Origin of the sequence: Devosia sp., from assembly GCF_028290645.1 — a bacterium.
GTDB lineage: Bacteria > Pseudomonadota > Alphaproteobacteria > Rhizobiales > Devosiaceae > Devosia_A.
In genome coordinates, this window is sequence record NZ_JAQGJL010000097.1 from 1 (window position 1) to 4,810 (window position 4,810).

The following is a 4,810-nucleotide window of genomic DNA, read 5'->3' on the forward strand; positions in this document are numbered from 1 at the left end:
ATCGGCGTGACGATGGTGGCGATGCCGAGGTGGCCGGCCGTGAGAAGGCCGAGGATGTCGCCGCGCAGGATCGTGCCGGTCTCGTCGGCGACGAGCGGCCGGTCGCCGTCGCCATCGGTCGAGACGATGGCATCGAGCCTGTGCTGGTCGATCCAGCCGAAACGCGGCCCGAACAACGCATCCGAAAACGCCTCGGTATCGACCGCGACAAAGCTCTCCGAGCGCCCCAGCCGCACCACTTCCGCGCCGGCGCGGGTCAGCAGGGACACCAGCAGGTCCCGCGCCACCGACGAATGCTCGAACACCCCGATGCGCCAGCCGCTGAGCGCCTTGGGATCGAGCAGCCCGCGATAGCGCTGCCGGTAGCGGTCGCCGGCCAGCGCGCTCTCGTCCTCCGCCCTGCCCTCGCCCACCGGCACCGCGTCGCTGAGCGCCGTCGCGATCCCGGCCTCGTCGGCCTTGGTGATCTCGCCCGCCGGCACGTAGAACTTGAGCCCGTTCCGGTCGGCCGGGATGTGGCTGCCCGTCACCATGATCGCCGGCCCGCCCAGCGCCATCGCGTAGAGCGCCAGCGCCGGCGTCGGCAGCGCCCCGCAATCGACCGGCACCAGCCCCGCCGCGCGAATGGCGATGGCGCAATCCTCGAGGATCAGCGGGCTCGACGCCCTGAGGTCGCGCCCCAGATACACCCGCCCGCCCGGACCGCTGTTAAGGTGAGCGAGGAAGGCCGCAGTAAACCGCCGCGCCGCGCCGCCCGTCAGGTCGGCCGCGAGTCCGCGCAGTCCGCTGGTTCCGAATTTCAGTGAGTCCGTCATGCCGCACCCCCGGATGCGCAAGCTTTGTCATGCCCTTGCCGGGCTTCGCAAGCGTTCAGAGGCCGTTAATGATCCGTTCATCAGCGGCGGGCAGTTTAGTCAGCATGATTGTCCAGAAGCGAACGCTGAACTGGCTGCCGCGCGCCTCGCTCTATGACGAGGCCGAAACGGCGCGCCTCAAGCGCCGCGCCCAGGCCCAGGCCGACCTCGCCACCTCCGCCAACAACAATTCCGCCCTGATCGCGGGCGGCACGTCCAATGTCGGCGAGCAGATCAACCTCACCCTGCGCATCGCCGCCGCCCGCCTCCAGAACGGCACGACGAAAAAGGTGTAGCGGCTTGCATTCGCTGGGAAATTTCCCCAATGTCCCGCCATGCCCACCCTCCCCGACACCACCGCCTTCTTCAACCGCGAAGTCACCGCCGTCGCCCGCGACCTGCTGGGCGCCGAGTTCACTCTCGACGGCGTGGGCGGCATCATCGCCGAGACCGAGGCCTACCACCCCACCGAGCCCGCCTCACACGCGCATCGCGGCCCTACGCCCCGCAACGCCTCGATGTTCCTCGGCCCCGGCCACCTCTATGTCTACCGCTCCTACGGCATCCACTGGTGCCTCAACTTCGTCTGCGCCGATGGCGCGGCAGTGCTCATCCGCGCCATCGAACCCCTTGAAGGCATTGAGAGAATGGCCGAGCGCCGGGGCCTCGCCAACCGCCGCGACCTCTGCTCCGGCCCCGGCAAGCTCGCCCAGGCCCTCGCCGTCGGCAAGCAGCATGACGGCCTCCGAATCGACGCTCCGCCGTTCCGTTTCCGGCCCCCGGAATCGCCGCCCCCGGTGGTGATCGGCCCGCGCATCGGCATCACCAAGGCCGCCGACCTGCCCTGGCGCTTCGGCATCGCCGGCTCCGCCTTTCTCAGCAAGGCCTTCCGCCCCGGGTGACCGGTTGTCGCGGCGGGTTTCCCTTTCCGGCGGCTTTGGATAGGTTGCGCCACCATCAACAGGAGATGCCCGTGCAGGTCGATGCGCTGATCAAGGAATTGCTGCAGAGCGGCAGCATGAACGAGGACACCACCGCCGACCTCAACCGCTGGCTCGGCGAGTTCGCCGCCGGCACGCTGCACGCCGACGACGCGGCCTATATCGAGGCGCTGCACGCCAAGGTGACGGGCGCACCGCTGCCCGAGATCGAGGCCGACACCCCGACCGAGCCGCCCCGCCTTGATGGCTTCACCATCGAAGACTGGCGCGACCGCGCGATCCGCGCCGAAGCCGAACTTGCGGCCCTGAAGGACACCATCAGCACGACCAGCGCCTGAAGCCCCGTCAGAAGCTCACGAACGCCCCGGTCAGGATGGCGGCGCCATCGCGGTAGCTGAAGGTTGGGTCGTCGTATTGGTACAGCCGCGCGCCCACGTAGAGCTGGGTCTGCAGGTAGTCGATGTTCTGCACGAGCTGGGCGCCGACCGACCTGCTCTGGTCCCCCGGAGTATAGATATCGGCGCCGAGATAGGCGTCGACCGAGAGGGCGGTCTTGCCGAAATCGAACCAGCTCTGCTGGTAGCCCAGCTTCACATAGCCGTAGTGCGGGTCGGTCGTCGGGTTGTGCTCGATCGCCCCCGCCACCGTCACGCTCAGTCCCGTCGGCACATGCAGGGCCGAGAAGGATCCGTCGATGAGCGCCCAGCCTGCTTCCGGCACTGACGCAGCCAGCGATCCCGAAAGCTGGAAGTCGCCTACGGTATTGTTGTAGATCGCCGCGATGTCATAGCCGAGTACGCCGGTCGCCGTCGGCACGATCACCGTCCCGACCGATGCGGAGAAATACAGGCCGTTGACGGCCGGCGTGTCGTAGCGGATGCGCAGCCTTCGCCCCAGGCCATTGTAGTTGTTGAACGCATCGATGATCTGCACGGGTGAAAGCGTGCCGTCGGCGTACCTGAGGTAGAGGCCCCCCGCCACGTTCTGAACAGCCGAGAGACCTGCGACGGTCGTACCGGAAAGGTCGTACTGGGCGCTCGGCATCGACGCCATGTTGCCCTGACCGATCCAGACCGTCCCCTTGTCGCCTTGGACGTCGACCTCCGCCTTGCGAAGCAGCACATCCGTCGGGTAGAGCGTTTCGGGGAAGTACTGGTTCACCACGGTGGTGGACAGAGGGGTCCAGGCAACCTCGAGGTTGCCGGTGATTGTATAGCCCCCGTCCATTGTCCCCACGAGGAAGAAGCCTGCGAGCGTTGGGGAATTGGCGTCGTCGACGGGGAAGAAGTCGTAACTCTGGTAGCCGTCGTCGTAGACCAGCAGACCCTTGTCGATCTGCCCGTAGAAATCGAGATGGTTGGTCGCGTCACCGAGCCGCAGGGTGGGGATCAACGTCGTGGATGGGGCGGGCTGCACCGCCCCAGCTTCGTGGGTAGCCCGCTCGGCCGCCTCCTGCTGCGCGCTCTCCTGCGCCATCGCCGGGGGCACGAGGCTAGTGCAGGCTACCGCGATGACCAATGTCATCCATGCACGCCGTAACGACATGGTTTGTCTCCCGGTTGTGCCCCTTACGATAGCGTTCCTCTCGTTGCGCCCCACACTCAGCCTATCCGAACTGGAGTCCCGAGCGCCTGATACGTTCTTGATCCGAAGCTAATCCGCGCCACGATCAACGACAACCGGCCGATGTCCCGGAGCTTCGGGCCGGAGGTCGTTTGCCATGTGACGTGACCGAAATGCATCAGTTACGATCCGGGGAATGCTCGTCTCTGACACCCGCGGCCTTGTCGACGCCGATCGAACTCGCCCTGCTGGAGAAGCGCCTTGCCGTGATGCCTCCTCAGAAGCTCACCATCGCCCCCGCCAGGACCGCAGTGCCGTCCCGGTAGTTGTAGAGCTCGTCGTCATATTGGTAGAGCCGCGCACCCACATATAGCTCGGTCTGCAGGTAATCTATGTTCTGCACCAGTTGAGCGCCGATCGACCTGCTCTGATCCCCCGCGGTGTAGATATTCGCGCCGAGATAGGCATCGACGGAGAGCGCCGTCTTGCCAAAGTCGAACCAGCTTTGCTGATAGCCCAGCTTGACATAGCCATAGTGCGGGTTGGTCAACGGGGTGTGCTCGACCGCCCCCGCCACCGTTACGCTCAAGCCCGTCGGCACATGCAGCGCCGAGAAGGAGCCATTGATGAGTACCCAGCCTGCTTCCGGCACTGACGCCGCCAGAGATCCCGAAAGCTGGAAGTCGCCGACGGTATTGTTGTAAATCGCCGCAACGTCATAGCCGAGGACGCCGGTCGCGGATGGCACGATAACCGTTCCGACCGATGTGGAAAAATACAGGCCGTTGACCGCCGGCGTATCATAGCGGATGCGGAGCCATCGCCCTAGGCCATTGTAGTTATTGAACGCGTCGATTATTCGTACGGGTGAAAACGTACCATCTGCGTACCTGAGGTAGAGGCCCCCTGCTATGTCCTCTACCGCCGACAGCGCCACGACGGTCGTCCCCGAAAGGTCATACTGGGAGCCCGGGTACGACGCCATGAAGCCCTGCCCGACCCACACCGTGCCGCGGCTGTCGCTCTTGAGATAAACCTCCGCCTTGCGCAGCAGGATATCGCTCGAACTGATCGGGGCTGGATCCAACTGGCTTACGTTGAGAGTCGAGATCGGCTCCCACTGCGCCTCGAGGTTCGCCGTCAGGACATAGCCCCCGTCCAGCGTCCCCACCAGAAAGAAGCCCGCGAGCGTTGGCTGAGTGTTGTTGTCGACAGGGAAAAAGTCGTAGGTGTCGAAGCCGTCGTTGTAGACTAGCAGCCCCTTGTCGATCTGCCCGTAGAACTCGAGATAGTTGGTCGCATCGCCGAGCCGCAGGTCGGGGATCAACGTCGTGGATGGGGCGGGCTGCACCGCCCCAGCTTCGTGGGTAGCCCGCTCGGCCGCCTCCTGCTGCGCGCTCTCCTGCGCCATCGCCGGGGGGGGCGCTGCGCCCCAGGCCGCCAGAAGGATCG

Annotated in this window: 5 protein-coding genes and 1 pseudogene; 3 read left to right on the plus strand and 3 right to left on the minus strand. The window is 65.7% G+C overall.

What is annotated here, in order from left to right; genetic code table 11:
* A pseudogene (locus JWQ89_RS05470) lies at positions 1-815 on the minus strand (phosphomannomutase); the annotation flags it as partial.
* 104 nt (positions 816-919) lie between these two features.
* Between JWQ89_RS05470 and JWQ89_RS05475 the strand changes: the two are divergent.
* The 3 genes from JWQ89_RS05475 (at position 920) to JWQ89_RS05485 (ending at position 2,133) form a co-directional block, all read left to right on the plus strand.
* Positions 920-1,150 (plus strand): hypothetical protein, encoded by a 231-nt coding sequence (locus JWQ89_RS05475; protein WP_299639106.1) that lies wholly within the window; start codon positions 920-922, stop codon positions 1,148-1,150.
* Positions 1,151-1,189: 39 nt separating this feature from the next.
* The gene (locus tag JWQ89_RS05480) at positions 1,190-1,756 is read left to right on the plus strand and encodes a DNA-3-methyladenine glycosylase (protein ID WP_299639107.1); all 567 of its coding nucleotides are present in this window, start codon (positions 1,190-1,192) and stop codon (positions 1,754-1,756) included.
* Between the two features lie 71 nt (positions 1,757-1,827).
* The gene (locus JWQ89_RS05485) at positions 1,828-2,133 is read left to right on the plus strand and encodes a hypothetical protein (RefSeq protein ID WP_299639109.1); all 306 of its coding nucleotides are present in this window, start codon (positions 1,828-1,830) and stop codon (positions 2,131-2,133) included.
* A gap of 7 nt (positions 2,134-2,140) precedes the next feature.
* Here the strand turns inward: JWQ89_RS05485 and JWQ89_RS05490 are convergent, their stop codons facing one another.
* Entirely contained in the window at positions 2,141-3,319 is a 1,179-nt protein-coding gene (locus tag JWQ89_RS05490) for a hypothetical protein (protein ID WP_299639110.1), read from the minus strand.
* Between the two features lie 316 nt (positions 3,320-3,635).
* The coding region (locus JWQ89_RS05495; protein WP_299639112.1) for a hypothetical protein at positions 3,636-4,810 on the minus strand (1,175 nt) is incomplete at its 5' end.